General features: G+C 33.4%; 1 protein-coding gene and 1 pseudogene. Both read right to left on the bottom strand.

Translation table 11 applies throughout. The annotated features are described in order from the left end of the window. On the bottom strand, positions 1 to 419 hold a 419-nt coding region (locus tag J1779_RS00130), incomplete at its 3' end, for a glycosyltransferase (RefSeq protein ID WP_238484988.1). Between the two features lie 36 nt (positions 420 to 455). Continuing rightward, positions 456 to 1,274: pseudogene (locus tag J1779_RS00125) on the bottom strand (hypothetical protein); the annotation flags it as partial.

The following is a 1,274-nucleotide window of genomic DNA, read 5'->3' as shown; positions in this document are numbered from 1 at the left end:
GTCAAAAAACCTTTTAATGTTCTTGTTTTTAATTTTGAGATGAACTCGCCCCAAGCTGTGCCATGCACTTGAATTAAAAACTTTATATGTGGATATTTACGTTTTAGATCTATCACACCATAACCACCAGTGCTAACACTAAAAACAGTATCGCAATCCTTCATATAATTTTTCTCGAAAGCTTCTTTAGAATATTTCCACCATCCATATGAGTATTTGCCGCTTTTAACATTATCGATAAACAAAACTTCAATTCCATCGAAATCATGTAGCCCATTATACTCTTGCGTTTTAGTAGTAATAACTCTCACTTTACTTCCGAGATGATGTAACCCTTTAGCAATATCCCAGGCCACAACCTCCATTCCACCAAGTCCATGCATAGGTAATGATCTTGTAAACATAACAACATTATTCATATTTACATCTCGGTTAAGATTAATAAATAACAGGTGTTAGGATTTTTTACTAAGCCTGTTTATAAAAAGCAGTAATAGTGATGAGCATAGACCAAGCATAATAGGAGGGGCAATAGACCCAAACGACCCCCTGAATATTATAAACGAAAAGGATGATAACCATAAACCAATGAAGTAATAATATGAAACTTTAGATTCCCTAAGAAACGAATCTGCACGACCTGTTATAATACCTATAATTAAAGCGCCGAATATAACAAAGACCATATCTCCAGCATAATATAACTCTCCGACCAATGGAGCACTTAAATTCGTATAAAAATACCCTTGATGCTCCGCTGCAAGCATCCCTAAATTTGTCGGTTTGGAGCCCCATAAGCTTCTTGGTATAAAAAAGCTAATTCCTGCAATAAAATTAACACCCCACGAATATCCAGTATCACTTACGAACCTGACAATATTGACTAATTGCTGGAAGGAATCGAAATCCAATCCTTTGACTACATAATCTGATAGATCATAAGTATTATAATTGTTTGATTTTTCCCCTAGATGTTTTACTAATGGAAATAGTACAAATAAAAATATCGGGGATGCAACAAATAGTATTACTAAAGATAAACGACTTTTCATCTTATTAAATATCACAGCAATTGCTACAGCCATACTTAAAAAATGAAATCTTGGGCTCGATAGAGGGCTATTTATTATTAGATTAATAATAATACACATTAAAAAAATACAATATGCAGCACCCCCAAAACTTTTATCTGAACTCTTTACTCTATTTACCCAAAAACTTAGATAAACAACAAGAACTCCAAATGCACAAAATTTCGAAAGTGCATATAGCAT

Origin of the sequence: Rahnella rivi (assembly GCF_019049655.1) — a bacterium.
Lineage (GTDB): Bacteria > Pseudomonadota > Gammaproteobacteria > Enterobacterales > Enterobacteriaceae > Rahnella > Rahnella rivi.
The sequence above is the reverse complement of the archived record's forward strand: the minus strand, read 5'-3'. Positions and strand labels throughout refer to the sequence as shown.